This window comes from Rahnella victoriana, assembly GCF_004330295.1.
Lineage (GTDB): Bacteria > Pseudomonadota > Gammaproteobacteria > Enterobacterales > Enterobacteriaceae > Rahnella > Rahnella victoriana.
Genome location: NZ_SJOJ01000002.1, coordinates 71,544 through 89,873, shown reverse-complemented (window position 1 = coordinate 89,873; position 18,330 = coordinate 71,544). Strand labels below are relative to the sequence as shown.

Annotated in this window: 17 protein-coding genes and 1 pseudogene; 7 read left to right on the top strand and 11 right to left on the bottom strand. The window is 54.7% G+C overall.

Translation table 11 applies throughout. From position 1 onward, the window contains the following. The first annotated feature begins 226 nt into the window (after positions 1 to 226). Positions 227 to 2,026 (top strand): sodium:solute symporter family transporter, encoded by a 1,800-nt coding sequence (locus tag EYY67_RS02255; RefSeq protein WP_131692724.1) that lies wholly within the window; start codon positions 227 to 229, stop codon positions 2,024 to 2,026. 40 nt (positions 2,027 to 2,066) lie between these two features. On the opposite strand, the gene nudI is transcribed toward EYY67_RS02255, so the two are convergent. The 3 genes from nudI to EYY67_RS02240 all read right to left on the bottom strand — a co-directional run bounded on the left by nudI (position 2,067) and on the right by EYY67_RS02240 (position 3,136). After that, a complete protein-coding gene (nudI, locus tag EYY67_RS02250) occupies positions 2,067 to 2,492 on the bottom strand; it encodes a nucleoside triphosphatase NudI (RefSeq protein WP_131692723.1) in 426 nt (141 codons plus the stop codon). A 135-nt stretch (positions 2,493 to 2,627) separates the two neighbouring features. Next, positions 2,628 to 2,870 carry a YgdI/YgdR family lipoprotein gene (locus EYY67_RS02245; RefSeq protein WP_095921897.1) on the bottom strand — a complete coding sequence of 81 codons (243 nt, stop codon included), beginning with the start codon at positions 2,868 to 2,870 and terminating at the stop codon, positions 2,628 to 2,630. A gap of 32 nt (positions 2,871 to 2,902) precedes the next feature. Continuing rightward, positions 2,903 to 3,136, bottom strand: a complete 234-nt coding sequence (locus tag EYY67_RS02240) for a YgdI/YgdR family lipoprotein (RefSeq protein WP_131692722.1) — start codon at positions 3,134 to 3,136, stop codon at positions 2,903 to 2,905. Between the two features lie 616 nt (positions 3,137 to 3,752). Between EYY67_RS02240 and EYY67_RS24655 the strand changes: the two are divergent. Both EYY67_RS24655 and ttcA read left to right on the top strand, forming a co-directional pair. Continuing rightward, a pseudogene (locus tag EYY67_RS24655) lies at positions 3,753 to 3,878 on the top strand (site-specific integrase); the annotation flags it as partial. Between the two features lie 82 nt (positions 3,879 to 3,960). Further along, positions 3,961 to 4,896 carry a tRNA 2-thiocytidine(32) synthetase TtcA gene (ttcA, locus tag EYY67_RS02235; protein WP_095921895.1) on the top strand — a complete coding sequence of 312 codons (936 nt, stop codon included), beginning with the start codon at positions 3,961 to 3,963 and terminating at the stop codon, positions 4,894 to 4,896. Positions 4,897 to 4,959: 63 nt separating this feature from the next. On the opposite strand, the gene EYY67_RS02230 is transcribed toward ttcA, so the two are convergent. The 3 genes from EYY67_RS02230 to EYY67_RS02220 form a co-directional block, all read right to left on the bottom strand. After that, entirely contained in the window at positions 4,960 to 5,637 is a 678-nt protein-coding gene (locus EYY67_RS02230) for a hypothetical protein (RefSeq protein WP_131692721.1), read from the bottom strand. 293 nt (positions 5,638 to 5,930) lie between these two features. Beyond that, positions 5,931 to 6,914: a zinc transporter ZntB gene (gene zntB / locus EYY67_RS02225; protein ID WP_095921893.1), complete on the bottom strand. Its 984-nt coding sequence runs from the start codon at positions 6,912 to 6,914 to the stop codon at positions 5,931 to 5,933. A 68-nt stretch (positions 6,915 to 6,982) separates the two neighbouring features. After that, positions 6,983 to 7,918: a LysR family transcriptional regulator gene (locus EYY67_RS02220; protein WP_095921892.1), complete on the bottom strand. Its 936-nt coding sequence runs from the start codon at positions 7,916 to 7,918 to the stop codon at positions 6,983 to 6,985. A 113-nt stretch (positions 7,919 to 8,031) separates the two neighbouring features. Here EYY67_RS02220 and EYY67_RS02215 point away from each other — a divergent pair, with 113 nt between their 5' ends. Then, a complete protein-coding gene (locus EYY67_RS02215) occupies positions 8,032 to 9,234 on the top strand; it encodes an MFS transporter (RefSeq protein WP_095921891.1) in 1,203 nt (400 codons plus the stop codon). Positions 9,235 to 9,299: 65 nt separating this feature from the next. On the opposite strand, the gene EYY67_RS02210 is transcribed toward EYY67_RS02215, so the two are convergent. Together EYY67_RS02210 and ycjG are read right to left on the bottom strand one after the other, a co-directional pair. Next, the gene (locus tag EYY67_RS02210) at positions 9,300 to 10,934 is read right to left on the bottom strand and encodes an ABC transporter substrate-binding protein (protein WP_131692720.1); all 1,635 of its coding nucleotides are present in this window, start codon (positions 10,932 to 10,934) and stop codon (positions 9,300 to 9,302) included. A gap of 144 nt (positions 10,935 to 11,078) precedes the next feature. Continuing rightward, positions 11,079 to 12,056: an L-Ala-D/L-Glu epimerase gene (gene ycjG / locus EYY67_RS02205; RefSeq protein WP_131692719.1), complete on the bottom strand. Its 978-nt coding sequence runs from the start codon at positions 12,054 to 12,056 to the stop codon at positions 11,079 to 11,081. Positions 12,057 to 12,174: 118 nt separating this feature from the next. Between ycjG and tpx the strand changes: the two genes are divergently transcribed. Further along, positions 12,175 to 12,678 (top strand): thiol peroxidase, encoded by a 504-nt coding sequence (gene tpx, locus EYY67_RS02200; RefSeq protein WP_095921888.1) that lies wholly within the window; start codon positions 12,175 to 12,177, stop codon positions 12,676 to 12,678. Between the two features lie 84 nt (positions 12,679 to 12,762). On the opposite strand, the gene tyrR is transcribed toward tpx, so the two are convergent. Continuing rightward, the gene (gene tyrR / locus EYY67_RS02195) at positions 12,763 to 14,337 is read right to left on the bottom strand and encodes a transcriptional regulator TyrR (RefSeq protein ID WP_095925130.1); all 1,575 of its coding nucleotides are present in this window, start codon (positions 14,335 to 14,337) and stop codon (positions 12,763 to 12,765) included. A gap of 255 nt (positions 14,338 to 14,592) precedes the next feature. Here tyrR and xthA point away from each other — a divergent pair, with 255 nt between their 5' ends. Together xthA and EYY67_RS02185 are read left to right on the top strand one after the other, a co-directional pair. Continuing rightward, on the top strand, positions 14,593 to 15,402 hold the full coding sequence (gene xthA / locus EYY67_RS02190; protein WP_119827164.1) for an exodeoxyribonuclease III: 810 nt from the start codon (positions 14,593 to 14,595) through the stop codon (positions 15,400 to 15,402). Further along, positions 15,402 to 15,815, top strand: coding sequence for a pyrimidine (deoxy)nucleoside triphosphate diphosphatase (locus EYY67_RS02185; protein ID WP_131692718.1), 414 nt, complete (start codon positions 15,402 to 15,404; stop codon positions 15,813 to 15,815). The genes xthA and EYY67_RS02185 overlap by 1 nt, the downstream gene beginning before the upstream one ends. Positions 15,816 to 15,883: 68 nt before the next feature. Here EYY67_RS02185 and EYY67_RS02180 read toward each other — a convergent pair whose 3' ends face one another. Both EYY67_RS02180 and EYY67_RS02175 read right to left on the bottom strand, forming a co-directional pair. Next, the gene (locus EYY67_RS02180; RefSeq protein ID WP_119827168.1) at positions 15,884 to 16,198 is read right to left on the bottom strand and encodes a DUF1496 domain-containing protein; all 315 of its coding nucleotides are present in this window, start codon (positions 16,196 to 16,198) and stop codon (positions 15,884 to 15,886) included. Continuing rightward, the gene (locus EYY67_RS02175) at positions 16,176 to 18,140 is read right to left on the bottom strand and encodes a DNA topoisomerase III (protein ID WP_165497933.1); all 1,965 of its coding nucleotides are present in this window, start codon (positions 18,138 to 18,140) and stop codon (positions 16,176 to 16,178) included. Before EYY67_RS02175 ends, EYY67_RS02180 begins: the two co-directional genes overlap by 23 nt. Positions 18,141 to 18,330: the final 190 nt, after the last annotated feature.

Here is an 18,330-nt window from a genome sequence, read left to right as displayed (position 1 = left end):
CTGTTATTTCACTCTTTAGTCATACTAATAAAGCAATGAACCCCGGGTTTCGCCAGTCAGAATTGGCTTAAATGCCGACAATAAGCCTAACAAGTGACCAAAATCACAATTTGATAACAAACTAAGCATTTCTTATTTGTCCGACTTTTAATTTCAAATCCCTCTTCTACGCTTGCTCAATACATAACCAAAAACATCTCACCCTACAAACGAGAGAGTAACGACAATGGATATCAACGTTCTGGTCATGATCGGTTACTTCGTCTTAATGATTGCCATCAGTTATGCGTTCAAGAAAATGGCTTCCGGCTCCTCAAGTCACTATTTCCGTGGCGGCGGGCGAATGCTCTGGTGGATGGTCGGCGCGACCGCCTTTATGATCCAGTTCAGCGCCTGGACCTTTACCGGCGCGGCCGGTCAGGCTTACCGCTACGGTTTCAACGTGGTCAGCGTGTTCGCCGGTAACGTGTTTGGTTATCTGGTTGCCTGGTGGTGGTTCGCCGCCCGCTTCCGCCAGTTGCGTGTTGATACGGCAACAGAGGCGATTAATCATCGCTTCGGCAAAGGTAATGAACAGTTTTTCACCTGGATGATCATTCCGCTGAGCATTCTCAGCGCGGGGGTATGGCTGAACAGTCTGGCGGTGTTTGCCAGCGCGGTATTCCATCATGACATCACGCTGACGCTGTGGGTCACGGGGATTGTGGTGCTGGTGATTTCGCTGCTCAGCGGCGCATGGGGCGTGGTCGCCAGTGATTTTGTGCAGACGCTGGTGGTGGCGATTATTTCGGTTGCCTGTGCGGTGGTGGCGCTGTTTAAAGTCGGCGGCCCGGTGAAACTGGTCACTGAGTTTCCTTCCGGATTCCTCACCGGCCCGGACGTCGGCCCGCATTACATCTCGCTGCTGGTGGCCTGTTTCCTGTTCTTCTTTATCAAGAATGTGCAGAGCATCAATAACCTGCAGGATTCCTACCGTTTCCTGAATGCCAAAGACAGTTTCAATGCCAAAAAAGCGGCCCTCTTCGCGCTGGTGCTGATGCTGGTGGGGACAATCATCTGGTTCATCCCGCCGTGGGCTGTGGCGATCCTGTATCCGGACGCGGCAACCGCACACCCTGAACTGGGCAAAAATGCCACGGATGCGGTGTATCTGATTTTTGCCGAACGCGCCATGCCGATGGGCACCGTGGGTCTGCTGATGGCCGGATTGTTCGCCGCCACCATGTCTTCCATGGACTGCGCACTGAACCGTAACTCCGGGATTTTTGTCCGCAGCTTCTGGACGCCGGTGGTGAACCGCAACAGCGAACGCAGCGATAAATATCAGCTGCGCGTCGGTCAGATTGCCTGTGTGGTCAACGGCGTACTGGTCATTCTGGTGGCGCAATACATGCACACCATGCAGACCGTCAGCCTGTTCGATCTGATGATGAAAGTCGGCACGCTGATGCAGGCACCGATTGTCGTGCCACTGTTCCTCGGTGTGTTTATCCGCAAGACGCCGGACTGGGCGGCGTGGGTGACGGTGCTGTTTGGATTGTGCGTGTCGTATGTGGTGGCGAACCTGTTCACCGCGCCGGACGTCGCCCGTCTGCTGGGCATCACCCTGACGTCGCGTGAACTGCTGGATGTGGCGATCATGTGGAATATCTTTGCGCATCTGGTGTTTACCGGCGGGTTCTTCTGCCTGACGCAACTGTTCTGGCGCGAAACCGATTCGGCAAGAAATACCCAGCGTCGTAAATTCTTCACTGACATGGAAACGCCGGTGTATGCCGACCATGAACAGGATGAGTTTGACCGGTTGCAGCGCGATAAAATCGGCCGTATTTCGATGTACATGGGCGCGGGGTTATTGCTGATGGTGCTGGTGCCGAACCCGCTTTGGGGACGGATCCTGTTCCTGCTGTGTGCGCTGGCTATTTTGCTGTTCGGCTGGATTTTGCACCGCAGCGCGGAGAAAGGCATGAAAGCGGCGCAGGCCGGTAAAGCGGCTAAACGCCATGTGGCGACGTCACAACGGTAGATAAATGAAGCAGGGTTTTTGGTAGAAGCCCTGCTTTTTTTTACAACAACCCACGCTGTATTAACGTTATGCGCGTGGCGTCGTTCAAATCATATCCGGGCAAATCGTCTTTGCGTACCCATGCATAGTCTTCAAATTCATCATTGAGGGTGATCGCAGTATTTTTCGCATGACAGGTGAAAAGCAGGTAAATCATGTAGATTTCCTCTGTCCGTCCATCCGGGTAGGTTTTGGTGCGAACATCATCACGGAACGTCCATGGCGTGATATGTGTCAGTTCCAGCGCCTCACCGAGTTCTTCCCGCACTTCACGCAGCAAAGCCTGTTCTATGGTTTCGCCCGGCTCAACGCCTCCCCCGGACAATGCCCACTGACCGGGAAATACACCACGGCCGGAGGGCATTTTGCACAACAAATAGGTTCCCTGATGTTCAATTAACGGACAGACAATGGTTCTCTGGCGCACAGTGACTTTCCTTAGTGACAATTTTCAGAAGCCAAAAGTATCATAAAGACGCCTTCCGCCCTGCGATTCAGGTCATAAAAAAACCCGCTTTGGCAGCGGGTTTTGATGGCAAACAAAAATGATGACGCAGCATATTTATTTGGGAAGCTCTGACACCTGTTTCACTTCCGTTTTGCTGATTTGCTGTTTCACACCATTCGCATCGGTATATTCCAGCAGACCGGAGTCGGCTTCTTTCGGTTTACCGTCACTAATGATGGTACGCGCATCATTGGTTTGAATCGCATAACTTGTACGGGTACAACCCGACAGCGCGGCGACACACATGATGGCGGCTAAAGGTAAAAGCATTTTTTGCGGCAATAAAGTCCTGTTCATCTTTCTCTCCTTTGTCATGATTTCCGGATAAATCAGTTATCCAGTTCACTCATGTTCTTCACCTGGTCGCGGTTAATTTGCTCAGTCTGACCCGTCTCGGCGTTTTTATAAGACACCAGACCGGTATCGTCATCGACCTGCGGTTTTCCGTCGGTGACGATGGTTTTCCCGTCCGTCGTTTTAATTGCCTGATTCGACGCACAACCTGCGACAAAAAAAATGGACACAGCGGCAAGTGATGCGGCAATAAGGTTTGCTTTCTTCATGATGTTTCTCCTGAAACGGGATTCTGATTAGAAGTATGTGTCAGGTAATTATAGTCGCCCTGCCGGAGCGGTTTTCAAAATAGGACAATTGGAAGTTTTTGGTGAATTATCAGGCAAAACCGGGAGGGTTGGAGGGGGTGGTAAAGAGCATAATAAGTTTCTGAATAGCAGTAAGAAAAAGCATTCTTACTGGTTTTGAGCGGGCAGTGAATCTTATTAACTAATAGTATGTTAACGGGATGCTTAATTATTCGCCTGCGCCATAAAATAATAATAACCCCGGGTAATCGCGCAGGATAAATACGCTACGGGTGTTTTAGTGACTGCAGAAATATTGCGCTTTCATGGCGTAATCCACGTGCAGAATGATGTCATTAACCATTCAGGGCTGTAATTACAGGCGGAGTGGATAAGGTGCCCTGAGAACAAAATTATCCCTGACAAAATAACAAAAAATGCAATCCGGATGTGTTGCAGAGTCATTGAGGATGACCTCTTCTAAATACGTTAAATTTTTGCAGGTCAAAGCCCGGGCTTTCAACCTTCCGCTATAGAGTTTATCGGCGCTCCCCCGCTGAGCTTTAGCCTCCGACGGTGCAATGTATGCCTCCTGCCCTCCAGTGCAATAAAACGCGCTGACTTTTTGCGTCTTAATCCGTATCATACGCGCCACACGTACGCGTGCCGGATGCTGACTGCGGGAGCGAAACCGCCTTTTATCATCGGCCAGCGGGAGCATGAACGCGACCCGACCGGCATGCTGAACAAGAAACTCGCGTGGCAGGTTTCCCTGCTTCGCCACCAGACGAATTGAACATCAAAAAATGTCAGATACTCAGTCAGTTAACAAGAAAGAGCAGTACAACCTCAATAAGCTGCAAAAGCGCCTGCGTCGTGACGTAGGGAAAGCGATTGCTGACTTCGGCATGATCGAAGAAGGCGATCGCATCATGGTGTGTCTCTCCGGCGGGAAAGACAGTTACACCATGCTGGAAATTTTGCGCAATCTGCAACAAAGCGCGCCGGTGAATTTTTCCCTGGTGGCGGTCAACCTTGACCAGAAACAACCGGGCTTTCCGGCGCACATTCTGCCTGAGTATTTAGAAACCCAGGGCGTGGAATATAAGATTGTCACCGAAGACACCTATTCCATCGTTAAGGATAAAATTCCTGAAGGCAAAACCACCTGTTCGCTGTGTTCACGTCTGCGCCGTGGGATCTTGTACCGCACCGCCACTGAACTGGGTTGTACCAAGATTGCGCTCGGTCATCACCGCGATGACATCCTGCAGACGCTGTTCCTCAATATGTTCTACGGCGGCAAACTGAAAGGCATGCCACCAAAACTGATGAGCGACGACGGCAAACACATCGTGATCCGTCCGCTGGCGTACTGCCGCGAGAAAGATATCGAGCGTTTTGCGATTGCGCGCGAATACCCGATTATTCCATGCAACCTGTGCGGCTCGCAGCCGAACCTGCAACGTCAGGTTATCGGTGACATGTTGAAAGACTGGGACAAAAAATACCCTGGCCGTATCGAAACCATGTTCAGCGCGATGCAAAACGTAGTGCCTTCCCATCTCAACGACATGAACCTGTTCGATTTTAAAGGGATCCGTCATGGCGACGCTGTTGTTGACGGCGGAGACCTGGCGTTTGACCGTGAAGATATTCCGATGCAGCCAGTGGGCTGGCAGCCGGAAGACGAGGAAACCGCAGTTGCGGTGGAACGTCTCAACGTGCTGGAAATCAAATAACCTGCCGCGCCCCGTCTGACGCGTCATTGAAAAGCCCGCTGCGAATGCGGGCTTTTTTGTTTTTCACGCCAGCGTGACGGTATCTGTCCAGTTGTAATTGGTCATCTTAAGTTTTACCGGCAGGCTGAGTGAGCCGAAGTGCCGGTGCTGATTTTTCAGAAAGAACGTCCGCAACCCTTCCGGTAAATATTGCGCGCTGTAACGCAGCACCGTGCTGTGCCAGAAAATCTGCGGGATAGCCCCGTTCGGGTAACGCTGTTTGATTTTCGACGCCCACGGCGTGTCGAGCAGATGATCGACCAGCGACTGTCTGATTTGCAGGCTTTTTTCATCCGGCGTCCCGGCCAGCAGAAGCTGATCCGGTAACGCGACCAGCCGCAGATCACTGATTTGCATGATATGTCCTGCGCAGTGTTGCTCGAAAATCGCGATCAGTTCCGCGCGGCGGGGTTCATCTTGCGGACGCGCATAAAGCGCCTGAGTGACAGCGAAAAAGGTGAAATGCATGCCGTTCAGCGGGGCAATGTCGGCCAGCGGATCGCCCTGTGCGGCGGTTTCCAGCTCCTGCAATAATCCCGCCATTGCCGCCCCGGCGAGGTTGCCGCTGGTGATGGCCAGCCGGGTCGGATGATAGAAAGGCTCCGTGCGGATGGCGCCGGTCCCGGGGTGGTCATTCCATACAGAAACTGTTTTTTCGTTCGCGCTGTCATACGCCTGATGAATCATTTCCCTGGTATGCAAAGCGGGCTCCTGATAAGTGAAAATGAGATGAAACCGACAGTAACGGCTCTGAATGCACCTTGCAGAGGATAAACCTCAAAAAGATTGAGCGAAATCAACATTAGAATCGCTGAATCGGTGCAGTATCTATTTCGCAGGTGAATGCAACGTCAAGCGATGGGCGTTGTGCTCCATATTGTCTTATTTCCAAATTTTTAGAATTAATGCATAGCACAATTTAATTCGAACGACGCCGGTCTTATTGACCGGCTTTTTTTTTGCATTTTTTCAGAACATCAACCAGTACTACGCCTCTACAACCATCTGCTCTTTTTCAGCCACAGCGCCACGCCGCCGCCCAACGCAATCAGACAGGCGCAGAAAATCCCGAAACCAAAGGGTGAGGTATTTCCCGGAATGCCGCCCAGATTGACCCCAAACAGACCGGTCAGGAATGTCGCAGGCAGGAAAACCATCGCCAGCAATGACATGGTATAGGTGCGGCGGTTCAGGGAATCCGCCATCAGTGAACTGATTTCATCAGAAAGCACCGCCGTGCGCGCAATGCTGGCATCCAGGTCATCCAGGCCACGGCCTAAACGGTCGGAGATCTCCTGCATCAGACGCCGGTCATCGTCATTCATCCACGGCAGACGTTCACTGGCAAGACGGGAAAACACATCCCGCTGCGGTGCCATGTAACGACGCAGCACAATCAGTTGCTTGCGCAGTAAGGCCATCGCGCCGCGCTCCGGCACCTGCTGTTCCATCAGGTCGTCTTCGATATCGATAATTTTATCGTGCAGATCTTCAATGAAATTGCTGGTGTGATCGGTCAGCGCATCGCAAATCTCCACCAGCCAGCGGCCGGTGTTGGTCGGTCCGCTGCCCTGTTTCATATCCCCGATCATCTCTTCCATGGAAAACACTTTCCTGTGTCGGGTGGAGACAATCATTTTATCGGTGAGATAGACGCGGATGGTGACCAGTTGGTCAGGGCGTGCATCGGCATTAAGATTGATGCTGCGCAGGGTGATCAGCGTCCCCTCGCCGACCCGCATGACTTTCGGACGTACGCTGTCACCGGCCAACGCTTCACGCACGGTGTCCGGCAGCACCGGCGTGCTGTTAATCCACTGTTCACTGGCAGGAAGGGTGTAATCGAGATGCAACCAGCAGGGTTTATCTTCGCTGGCAACACACTGCGGGCTGATGTGGTTCACACCGCCCTGTCCGTCCATCTGGAAGGCATAAACCGCATCTGAAACCTGTAACTCTTTTCCCTTGATGACGTCCACGACGTTCCTCACTTTTTCTTCGTTATCTCTGCTGATAGTAGCGTTAAGTGTCTGAAATTCAATTTTATCTACCCGCCGGGTGCCTGCATTTCTGCCAGCGCGGGCATCACCTTACGCATCATTTCAAGGAATTTTCGTAACCGTGCAGGGTAATAGCTGGAATACGGATAGACCAGATAAACCGGCAGCGGCAATGCATTCCAGCCGGGTAAAACCCGTTGCAGACGCCCTTCGGCGAGATCTTCTTTCACAATCCACGAGGACACAATGCCCGCCCCCAGCCCGGAAAGCGCGGCCTTGCGTACGGCGTATAAGCTGTCCGTCGCCAGACGCGGCATGATGGTGCAACTGTCCATTCTGCCGTCGATATCATGACGCAGCGTGACCTCGTTACGGTAAAAGGTGCTTAATGCAATCCAGGGTAACTGCGGCAGTTCGCTGACGTCATTCACCGGATGCTGTTGCAGCAACGCGGGCGTGGCGACGGCAATTCGCGGCACCTCAGCCAGCAGAATGGCAACCATCGAGGGATCTGCGACGTTTCCCACCTGAATGGCGCAGTCGATATCTTCAGACATAAAGTCCGGCGTCCGGTCATTGAGCATCCAGTCGACCGAAAGCTGCGGATAACGCTGCAGATATTCCGTCAGCGGCGCGATCAGCTGATCCTGACCAAATGCATGGGGCGCGCGCACCCGCAGGATCCCCACCGGTTCATCCCCCGCACCGTGCAGCTGATCTTCCAGTGCCGTCCAGCGTCCCAGCAATAATTTCGCCTGCTCATAACAGCGTTCGCCGTCATCGGTAAGTTTCATCGCATGGGTGGTTCGCAGGATGAGTTTCGCGCCCAGCAGGCGTTCCAGCGACTGCAAGCGGCGGCTGACGGTCGGCTGGCTGGTGCTCAGTTGTGCGGCCGCAGCGGACAGGCTGCCGCTCTCGACGATCCTCACGAAAGTTTGCATCAGGTCGATGCGGTCGATACCGCTGGTGACGGGATTGCTCATACGCCTCACGTATAACAGTTTTACCTTTCTGCAGGCTACCACTTATAACCATTCAGGTGAAGAATGCATTCCACGCAACCGAACATACAAATCAATTCTTCAGGGGTCACGTTATGTCAGAACTTACCAGCACATCCGCTGTTCCGGAATCTGCCCTGTCGGGCAAAATCATTTTCACCCTGGCCGCCGGTGCCGGATTAAGCGTCGCCTCAATCTATTACAGTCAGCCGATGCTCGGCATCATGGGCGGTAATCTTAATGCCAGCACCACATCGGTCGGGCTGATCCCGACGCTGACGCAGGCGGGCTATGCATTGGGGATCCTGTTTCTTATCCCGCTGGGCGACCGCCATGACCGCCGCACCCTTATCCTGCTGAAAAGTATATTGCTGGCCGCTGCGTTGCTGCTCTGCGGTTTTGTGCCGGGCATTCACGGTTTACTGATCGCCAGCCTGATCACCGGTATCGGCGCGACGATGGCGCAGGATATCGTCCCTGCGTCAGCCCATCTCGCGCCAGCGGCGCAACGGGGGAAAACCGTCGGCACCGTGATGACCGGTTTACTGGTCGGGATTTTGCTTTCCCGCGTTATCAGCGGCTTTGTCGCCGAATATTTTGGCTGGCGGGTGATGTATCAGCTGGCGGCACTCAGCGTGGCGCTGATTGGCGTGGCGCTCTGGCGGGTATTACCGCGTTTCACGCCGGACACCCGTATCAGTTATACCGCTCTGTTGCATTCGATGTTTGGCCTGTGGAAAAACTATAAAACGCTGCGCCATGCCGCACTGGCTCAGGGGTTGTTATCCGTCGCCTTCAGCGCATTCTGGTCAACGCTGGCCATCATGCTCAATGAACATTTCCATCTCGGCAGTGCGGTTGCCGGGGCGTTTGGTCTGGCCGGGGCGGCCGGTGCGCTGGCAGCACCGCTGGCGGGTGCACTGGCAGATAAAAAAGGTCCGGCGCGGGTGACTCAGGTCGGGTCGGCGCTGGTGATGGTGTCATTCGCGGCCATGTTCCTGCTGCCGTTGTTGTCGCCACATGCCCAGCTGGCATTGATTGTGCTGAGTGCCATCGGTTTTGACTTAGGTATTCAGGCCACGCTGGTCGCCCATCAGACGCTGGTGTATGGCCTTGAACCGGCCGCCCGGGGTCGCCTGAACGCCCTGCTGTTCACCGTGGTATTCATCGGCATGTCAGCCGGTGCGGCGCTCGGCAGTAAAGCACTCGACGCCGGGGGCTGGACAGGTGTGGTGGCGCTGGCAACAGCCGCAGCGGGCGCGGCATTGCTGGTGCGTCTGTTCAGCCGTAAAAGCTGAGTGTTGAGATAAAACAAAAGCGCCCGCGGTTTTCACTCCGCGGGCGCTTTTTCGTCTCAGTGAGATCAGTGTTTAATGATGTACATTTCCTGACTGTAAGCCACGTCTTCCGGATTGGTGATCGGATAGCCTTTCACCCAGGGTTTAATCAGACGTCCGTTGGTGTACTGATAAATCGGCGCAATCGGTGCCTGACCGGCGATAATCTGCTCGGCTTTGTTGTAGTCATCATTACGACGGGCGTCGCTGGTTTCCCGGCTGGCATCGCTGATCACTTTGTCGTATTCCGCGTTGCTGAACTTGCTGATGTTGCCGTTATGGGTGGAAGTCAGCAGTGACAGGAAGGTAGAGGCTTCATTGTAATCGCCGATCCACGAGGCGCGGATCACATCAAAATTGCCGGTGTTGCGGCTGTCGATATAGGTTTTCCATTCCTGATTCACCAGTTTCACTTCCGCACCCAGCGTCTTTTTCCACATCGAGGCCACTGCAATAGCGATTTTCTGATGGCTTTCTGAGGTGTTGTACAGCAGCGTCAGTCGCAGCGGTTTCGCCGGGCTGTAACCCGCCGCCGCCAGCAGGCTTTTTGCCTGCGCATTCAGCTCTTCCTGCGAATACTGTTGCAGCTCACTTTCGGTCGGTTTGAAGCCATTGGTCACGTCAGGCGTGAAACGCCACGCCGGTTTCTCGCCGGTGCCCAGCACTTTTTCCGCGATGATTTTACGGTCGATACTCAGGGAAAGCGCCTGACGCACGCGCGCATCGTCGGTCGGTGCGCGGCGGGTATTGAAGGCGTAGTAGTACGTACCAAGCTGATAGGGTGTAAACACCTGCCCCGGCAGATCGCGCAGCAGCTTTTGGTACTGATCTTTCGGGAATGACTCGGTGATATCGATATCATCGGCCAGATAGCGTTTCGTCGCATTCGACTCTTTGTTGATCGGCACGAAAGTGACTTTGGTCAGCACCGTGCGGGCGTGATCCCAGTAGTGAGGATTGGGTTCCAGCACCAGTTTTTCGTTGACCACGCGGTCTTTCAGCACATACGCGCCGTTACCCACCAGATTGCCCGGTTTGGTCCAGTCGTTACCGTATTTTTCAACGGTGGCCTGATGCACCGGGAACAGACTGAAATTCGCCAGCAGGCTGACAAAATAAGGCACCGGTTTATCCAGTGTCACCCGCAGCAATGTCGGGCTGACGGCGGTGACGCCCAGTTTATCCACCGGCATTTTACCGGCGATGATGGCGTCGGCATTGGAAATGCCCGCCAGCCCGGCAAAAAACGCGCCGGAGGACGAGCCTTTCGGATCGACCAGACGCTGCCAGCTGTAAACGAAATCCTGCGCCGTAACCGGATCGCCATTCGACCATCGGGCGTCTTTGCGTATCGTGAACAGGAATACCTGATTGTTCTGGTTTTGCCAGCTTTCGGCCACGCCCGGAATACTTTTGCCGCTGGCATCCTGATTCACCAGCCCTTCGAACAGGTCACGCGCGACCTGCGCTTCCGGCAGGCCGACCACTTTTGCCGGATCCAGTGAAGCGGGTTCATCTTTGATATGGCGGACAATTTCCTGTCTGGCGGCGAGTTGCGCACCGGCTGGCACCTGCGCAGCGAAAGCCTGACCGGCAGTCAGCGCCACCAGCGCAGCGCATAAGGAAGAGGATAAAAGCGGAAATGATTTTCCCTGCGGCATAAATTCTCCTGAACAGACAAAGGGCTACGCCCTGAAACATTCAGGAGTTTTATCATTATCGGGAATAATCCCCTATAAGAAATCATTCCAGATTTGCCTTCGCGCACAAAACCGCAGGATTTGGCGAAAAAATGCCGGGTGAAATCAGGCTGAACCGGCGATGTCGATGCCGCCGCAATGGAATTTCAGGGCAGGATCCACATCCTGCGCCAGCCAGGTCGGGCCATCGAGATCAATAAACTTCGCGCCCGCCGTCAGCGGCAAGGCGGCGCGAACCGCCCGCGAAGTGCATAACATGCAGCCAAGCATGATCTCAAACCCCTGCTCACGCGCGGCGACGGCCAGCGCCAGCGCGCCGGTCAGGCCGCCGGTTTTATCCAGCTTAATGTTGATCATGTCATAGCGGTTTTTCAGCGCCGGCAGCCCTTCCACGGTATGGCAGCTTTCGTCAGCGCAAATGGGCAGCGGATGGATAAAGTTTTCCAGCGCCGAATCTTCACCGGCGGGCAGCGGCTGTTCCAGCATCAGGATGCCGAGATCTGCCAGCAGCTGACAGCGCGCCACCAGTCCGTCGCTTTGCCAGGCTTCATTGGCATCGACAATCAGCGAGGCGTTCGGCACGGCGGCGCGCACTGCCACCAGCCGTTCGGCAATCAGACGGTCATCGAGTTTGATTTTCAGCAGCGTCGCGCCCTGCTGCTGGAGGGCCAGCGCCGCTTGCGCCATGGCTTCCGGCGATCCGATGCTCACGGTTTGCGCCATGCTGATGGAAGGCAGCGGTTCAGTGCCGGTCAGTTGCCATAAATTCAGGCCAAGGGTCTGTGATTCAAGATTCCACAGCGCGCAGTCCAGCGCATTACGGGCAGCGCCCGCCGGGAGTAAATGTTGCAATTGTTCGCGGCTGGCGCCCTGTTCGACCGCAGTCACCACACTGGCGATCTGCGCCATGACTGAGGTTTCACTTTCGTCATAACGTGGATACGGCGTGCATTCCCCGACGCCACGGATGCCATTTTCTTCAATTTCGACCGCCACCACCCGCGCTTCGGTGCGGCTGCCACGGGAAATAACAAACGGCGTATGTAACGGCCAGGCTTCCGGATAAAAGCGAACACTTCTCATAGCAGTTCCTTTTGTTATGCATAATGGATACAACTATTTAGCAATTATTATATATCCAACCTACAAATGTTACCCTAAACTGAAAGCCGTTTGACTCCAATGGAAATAGGAAATAATCATGACCCAGACAGTACACTTTCAGAGCAACCCGGTGAGCGTTGCAGGCAAGATCCCTCAGAAAGGCGACGTTGCCAAGCCTTTCAGCCTGGTCGCTAAAGACCTTTCTGATGTCAGCCTGAGCAGCTTTGCGGGTAAACGTAAAGTCCTGAACATTTTCCCAAGCATTGATACCGGCGTTTGCGCCACGTCCGTGCGTAAATTCAACCAGCTGGCAGGCGAAATCGACAACACCGTTGTGCTGTGCATCTCTTCTGATCTGCCTTTCGCCCAGTCACGTTTCTGCGGCGCGGAAGGGTTGTCTAACGTGATCACCCTCTCCACCTTGCGTGGCGGTGATTTCAAATCTGAATACGGCGTGGGCATCACCGACGGCGCGTTGTCCGGTCTGACTGCCCGTGCGGTAGTGGTTCTGGATGGTCAGGACAACGTGTTGTACAGCGAACTGGTGAACGAAATCACCACCGAGCCTGACTATGAATCTGCCCTGGCTGTGCTGAAGTAATCCCTTCTTAGCAGACAACAGATGAAAAAAAAGCAACGGCTGAGTCCGTTGCTTTTTTATTGGGCGCTCTTCCTGAGACGCGAATTATTCTTCGCTTTCACCCGTTTCACCGCGACGGCTGCTGAGACCGTATTCGCGGAGTTTGTTGGCGATAGCCGTATGCGACACGCCCAGACGTTTCGCCAGTTTACGCGTACTTGGATAAGTGCGGTAAAGACGGGTCAGCACCGAGCGTTCGAAACGTTTGCTGATGTCGTCCAGCGAGCCGTTCAGCGCTTCTTCACCTATCGTCACTTCGGCGTCGAAGTCCGGCAGCACGATATCCTGCGGACGCAGCTCGCCGCCTTCCAGTTGAGTCAGCGCACGATAAATGGCGTTTTTCAGCTGACGGACATTGCCCGGCCAGCCGTAATGCGTCAGGTAATTCGCCAGTTGCGGGGACAGTTTCGGACGCGGCATGCCCTGTTCATCAGAGAAGCGCGCCACAAACAATTCGGTCAGCGGCATCACATCCGCAGGACGGTCACGCAGCGGCGGCAGCGTCAGGCTCAGCACGTTCAGGCGGTAATACAAGTCTTCACGGAATTCACCGCGCTGCACCAGTTCCACCAGATTTTTCTGCGTGGCGCACATCACCCGGACATCCACTTTCACTTCATGCTCTTCACCCACGCGACGGAAAGTGCCGTCATTGAGGAAGCGCAGCAGTTTGATCTGCATTCTCGGCGACATCTCACCGATTTCATCAAGCAGCACCGAACCGCCGTTAGCCTGTTCGAAGAAGCCTTTTTTGCCCTCAAGGGCATTCGGATAGGCCCCTGCGGCATAGCCGAACAGTTCGCTTTCCACCACGTCATCCGGCAGTGACGCACAGTTGAGGCCGAGGAACGGCTTTTTACCGCGTGCGCTGCGCAGATGGCAGGCGTGAGCCAGCAAATCTTTCCCGGTGCCGGTGTCGCCGACAATCAACAGCGGCGCATCCAGCATGGCGAGTTTACGTGCCTGATCCAGCACATGACGCATTTTCGTGCTGACCGCCACGATGTGGTCAAACTCGCTGTCATCGTTCACCGTCAGATCCTGCAACTGACGTCCCATACGGGCCGCCGATTTCAGCATCACCACGGCACCGGCGATTTCGCCTTGCTGGTCTTCGTTATCAATGCGGATCGGCGTGAGATCCATCAGGAAATCCTGACTGCGGATCACAATGCGCTCGGTATGCGGTTGCGCGTTGCCGCTTTCCAGCCAGCGCGTGACGTTGTAACCGGTGATCAAGCTGGCCGCGGTTACATTGCGGATTTTGTCTTCATCGAGTTCAAACAATGCCAGCGCGGCCGGGTTGGCCTGCTCGACTTTGCCTTTCATATCAATGGAAAAAACCGGTTCCGGCATGGAAACCAGTAACGCGCGCAGTGCGCGATGCTCCCGTTCGGAAGGCAGGAAAGACACGGTACGGACATCGGTCACGCCATCGATACGGCGGATTTCAGCCATCAGGGCGCGAAAAGTATCAAAATCCAGTTGGGAAAAATTCAGGTAAATGCGGCCGATCGAGGCAATCTCGATCCCGCGTAAATCAATACTGCGTAAAACCAGTAAATCGAGGAGTTCACGGGTGAGACCCAGGCGGTCTTCGCAAAAAACTTCCAGACGCATCAGTGTTGACCTTTTTCTGCCGGTGCGGAAATCGCTGCAGGCATAATACTCTTTCATGTACACCGGAAGAAGAGACTGTCACGAAAAGTTGACAAAATAATTCGCTGGCAGATATCCGGCTGTCATGATGATCCTGCATGCCTTGCGCTGTCACAGTGATTTCTGCTGGCAGCAACAGGCGGATGCCGGTTTCTCACTTCGCCCTTTTTCTGCTACTATCGCCCTTCTGATTTCATCGCCAAATGGTTCCCGACTATGAAGTTCGTCTCCTTTAATATCAACGGATTGCGCGCACGTCCGCATCAGCTTGCCGCCATTATCGAACAGCACCAGCCTGACGTAATTGGTTTGCAGGAAACCAAGGTGCATGACGACATGTTCCCGCTGGAAGAAGTCAGCCAGCACGGTTATCACGTGTTTTATCACGGCCAGAAAGGCCATTACGGCGTTGCCATGCTGACGAAGCAGGAACCGGTGGCTGTACGCCGTGGTTTCCCGGGTGATGACGAAGAGTCTCAGCGCCGGATCATCATGACCGATATCGAGACACCGCAGGGCATTCTGACGGTGATCAACGGCTACTTCCCGCAGGGCGAAAGCCGCGACCATCCGACCAAGTTCCCGGCCAAAGAGAAGTTTTATCGCGATTTGCAGGATTACCTGACCACCAGTTTGTCCGTGAGTAATCCGGTAGTAGTGATGGGTGACGTGAATATCAGCCCGACGGATCTGGATATCGGTATCGGCGAAGACAGCCGTAAACGCTGGCTGCGCACCGGCAAATGTTCTTTCCTGCCGGAAGAACGTGAATGGATGGATCGCCTGAAAGGCTGGGGTCTGATCGATACCTTCCGCGCCGCGAACCCTGAAACTGCCGACAAATTCTCGTGGTTTGATTACCGTTCACGCGGCTTCGATGAAAACCGGGGGCTGCGTATCGATCTGATCATGGCAAGCACACCGCTGGCCGCGCGCTGTACCGCAACCGGTATTGATTACGATATCCGCGCCATGGAAAAGCCTTCTGATCATGCGCCAATCTGGGCAACGTTCGACCTGAAATAATGACCATGAAGACGATTGACGTGGTCGCCGCCCTGATCGAGCGGGAAGGCAAATTGCTGCTCGCCCGTCGGGATGCGTCCGGCGATCAGGCCGGTTTGTGGGAATTTCCCGGCGGAAAAGTCGAAGCCGGAGAAACTCAGCCCGCCGCACTGGTGCGCGAGTTGCAGGAAGAAATGGGCATTACGGCGACGGTGGAAGAGTTCATCGCCACCAGCGTGAGGCAGCAACCGGCGCGGTTAATCCGTTTGCATGGCTGGCGGGTCAGCGGCTTCAGCGGCGTGATAACGTTACAGTGTCACTCAGAATACTGCTGGGTTTCGCCGGATGAGGTGCGTTCGTTTGAACTGGCTCCGGCAGATATTCCGCTGATCAATGCGTATCTGACGAAATCCACCCCGTCATCCTCGCGGTAAATAAAAAGGCGCGGAAGGTTTCCCGTTCCGCGCCTTTTTTTCACGTTTCAGTCACGTTTCAGAAAGCGTTATTTCTTTAACACTTCCCATTTGAGTTCATTGGTACCCACCACATTCGGATCGCGTGAGCACTGTAATACCACGCTGTCAGCGGTGACCACCGCCCCCTCGCTGTAACTCTGATTGTTGTAGATACAGCAATTGTGGCAGGTCGGCGCGCTGTTATTGTTGTTGCCGCTGTTCTCCCAGATCTGCGGCGGCAACGGCACCACGACATCCGCACCGTTGCCAATATTGCTGCGGTTCGCCATGGCCGGTACCGCCAGCAGCGCGCAGCCTGCCAGCAATGCCATCAGCAGGTTATTCATCAATACGTTTTTCATCACTGTTTGCTTCCTTCCCTTTGGTGCTCGCTTTGCGTCGTTTAGGGGCGCTTTTGCTTTTCGCTGCGCCCCCCGCCGGTTTGGAAGGCAGGCTGCGGAAAGCCGAAGACACGCGGTTCGTTTTGGCCTGTATGATGAGATTCTGCAACGTGGCGACCAGCGGTTGCATAAAGTCCTGATAACGGCAGCTCTTTTCACTGATACGCGTCAGCGTGGATTCCCAGTCAGCGGTCATATCAGGGCGCGCGGCAATGTCCGGCAGCGAATGGATCAGCGCGCGGCCGGTGTCGCTGGAATGAATGTAGCGCCCTTTTTTATACAAAAATTCGCGGCGGAACAGCAACTCGATAATCCCGGCACGTGTGGCCTCCGTACCCAGCCCGTCGGTCGCGCGCAGAATTTTTTTCAACTCTTTATCCTGCACAAAACGCGCAATACCGGTCATGGCTGAAAGCAATGTGGCGTCGGTAAAAGGCCGTGGCGGCTGAGTCTGACGTTCAACCACTTCCCCGCGTTCACACAGCAGTTCGTCACCTTTGGCGACCACCGGCAGCGGCGTGCCTTCGTTTTCCTCGTCGCGTTCTTTACTGCCCAGTAAGGTGCGCCAGCCCGCTTCGGCCAGAAAACGCGCCTTGGCGATAAATTTACCGCCCGCGATATCCAGGTCGATCACGCATTTGCGGTAAACCGCATCAGGGCAGAATTGCATCAGATATTGTCGCGCCACCAGACCATAAATCTTGCGTTCATCGTCGGTCAGGTTGACGTTGCTGCTGCGCGCCGTCGGGATAATCGCATGGTGCGCATCCACCTTTTTGTCGTCCCAGCACCGGTTGCGTATATCGGTATCCACCACCGGTTGCGGCATCAGATCAGGCCGGTGAATGCCGATGGCGTTGATGACGGCATGACGCCCGGCAAAATGCTCCTCTGGCAGGTATCGGCTATCCGAACGCGGATACGTAATCAATTTGTGCGTTTCGTATAATTTCTGGCAGATATCGAGGATCTGCTGGGCGCTGAGACCAAAGGCTTTCGAGCCTTCAATCTGCAAAGTGGAGAGCGAAAACGGCAGCGGCGCGATGTCGTTCTCACGTTTATCATTATAGCCGGTGACCATCGCCGGTTGCCCGGCAATGCGCGCCACCACATGATCGGCCAGCGGACGGTGCAGCAAACGCCCTTCTTCATCCTGATACGGCTCGCAGGAATCGCTCGGCTGCCACAGCGCCACAAAACGCTCTTCGGCAGGCGTCACGATATGCGCTTTCACTTCAAAGAAATCTTTCGGGATGAAGTTTTCGATGTCTTCATCACGCCGCACCACCAGCCCGAGCACCGGCGTTTGCACGCGGCCAACGGACAGCACGCCGTTGTAACCGGCATTACGCCCGAGAATGGTGTAGGCGCGGGTCATGTTGATGCCATACAGCCAGTCGGCGCGGGCACGGGCCAGCGCGGACACACACAGCGGAATAAAGTCGCGGTTGTCACGCAGGCGGTCAATGGCACGTTCGACGGCCTGCGGGTTAAGATCGTTAATCAGGCAGCGTTGGGTCGCCTGCCGTTTTTCCGGCGTCAGTTCGAGGTAATCGAGCACTTCATCCACCAGAAGTTGCCCTTCGCGATCCGGGTCACCGGCGTGGACGACCTGCGTCGCTTCGAGCAGCAAACGTTTGATGACGTTGAGTTGTTTGGCGACAGAAGAGCGCGGCTGAAGTTGCCACTTTTCCGGAATGATCGGCAGATCGGCCAGCGACCAGCGCGCAAAGCGGCTGTCGTAGGCGTCGGGCTGCGCCTGTTCGAGTAAGTGACCGACGCACCAGGTCACCACCTGATCGTTACCACAGGCAATATAACCGTCGCCGCGACGATGAGGTTTCGGCAGGACATCCGCGATGGCGCGGGCAAGGCTGGGTTTTTCGGCAATGAACAGACGCATCAACATGCACCCGTTTGCGGTGTGATCGCTACAGAGATTTCCATTGTCCCATCCTTCATTTCACTACGTCCTCATCATGCAGAGGTGGCTATGTTAGCCGCTGGCGGCGTAATTAGTAAGACGGTTAGAAGCTTCTGAGACAGCAGTCGCTCATTATGGCAGCAAAAAACCGGTTTAATCGGAAAACGCC

Bases quoted from the DNA above. Each gene is read 5' to 3' on its own strand.
- EYY67_RS02240 (WP_131692722.1), bottom strand. From the start codon at position 3,136: ATGAAGAAAGCAAACCTTATTGCCGCATCACTTGCCGCTGTGTCCATT.
- xthA (WP_119827164.1), top strand. From the start codon at position 14,593: ATGAAGTTCGTCTCCTTTAATATCAACGGATTGCGCGCACGTCCGCAT.
- EYY67_RS02185 (WP_131692718.1), top strand. From the start codon at position 15,402: ATGACCATGAAGACGATTGACGTGGTCGCCGCCCTGATCGAGCGGGAA.
- EYY67_RS02210 (WP_131692720.1), bottom strand. From the start codon at position 10,934: ATGCCGCAGGGAAAATCATTTCCGCTTTTATCCTCTTCCTTATGCGCT.
- EYY67_RS02255 (WP_131692724.1), top strand. From the start codon at position 227: ATGGATATCAACGTTCTGGTCATGATCGGTTACTTCGTCTTAATGATT.
- ycjG (WP_131692719.1), bottom strand. From the start codon at position 12,056: ATGAGAAGTGTTCGCTTTTATCCGGAAGCCTGGCCGTTACATACGCCG.
- EYY67_RS02180 (WP_119827168.1), bottom strand. From the start codon at position 16,198: ATGAAAAACGTATTGATGAATAACCTGCTGATGGCATTGCTGGCAGGC.
- tpx (WP_095921888.1), top strand. From the start codon at position 12,175: ATGACCCAGACAGTACACTTTCAGAGCAACCCGGTGAGCGTTGCAGGC.
- ttcA (WP_095921895.1), top strand. From the start codon at position 3,961: ATGTCAGATACTCAGTCAGTTAACAAGAAAGAGCAGTACAACCTCAAT.
- EYY67_RS02245 (WP_095921897.1), bottom strand. From the start codon at position 2,870: ATGAACAGGACTTTATTGCCGCAAAAAATGCTTTTACCTTTAGCCGCC.
- tyrR (WP_095925130.1), bottom strand. From the start codon at position 14,337: ATGCGTCTGGAAGTTTTTTGCGAAGACCGCCTGGGTCTCACCCGTGAA.
- EYY67_RS02215 (WP_095921891.1), top strand. From the start codon at position 8,032: ATGTCAGAACTTACCAGCACATCCGCTGTTCCGGAATCTGCCCTGTCG.
- EYY67_RS02175 (WP_165497933.1), bottom strand. From the start codon at position 18,140: ATGCGTCTGTTCATTGCCGAAAAACCCAGCCTTGCCCGCGCCATCGCG.
- EYY67_RS02220 (WP_095921892.1), bottom strand. From the start codon at position 7,918: ATGAGCAATCCCGTCACCAGCGGTATCGACCGCATCGACCTGATGCAA.